The organism is Corynebacterium sp. HMSC056E09, assembly GCF_001813425.1.
Classification (GTDB): Bacteria; Actinomycetota; Actinomycetes; order Mycobacteriales; family Mycobacteriaceae; genus Corynebacterium; species Corynebacterium hesseae.
On sequence record NZ_KV812508.1, the window covers coordinates 310 to 693 of the forward strand.

Sequence of the window (384 nt, forward strand, 5' to 3'; positions counted from 1 at the left end):
CTAAGACGCCGCGCATGTTGGCGATCGTGGTGGCGTCGTCAGTAATGGAGAGTGTGTTGGGGCCTTGTTCCCGGTAGGTGATGCGCACGCCTGGTTTGGCTATGCGTTTGGAGCGGAGTTCTTTCAGGCGTGTGGCGGCGACGGTGGGGATGCGGTGTGCGGGTGTTCCTGCGAGTTTGACTCGCAGGTTCCAGGCATCGAGGGTTTTCTTGACTTTTGCGGTGTAGGTTTCAATCAGTGTGAGGGTGCCGAGGCTGTGGCGCTGTTGAAGGGCTGCGGTCCGGGCTTTGCGTTGCTTGCCGCTAAAGCGAGTGGGACCGAAATAAACCTGGTGTAGCTGTGAAAGCTCAGCAGCATCGGAAGCAGAAGCGCCGAGCGCGCGGA

1 pseudogene is annotated in these 384 nt (G+C 59.6%); it reads right to left on the reverse strand.

The annotated features are described in order from the left end of the window. Positions 1–384, reverse strand: a pseudogene (locus HMPREF2912_RS08085) (HNH endonuclease); the annotation flags it as partial.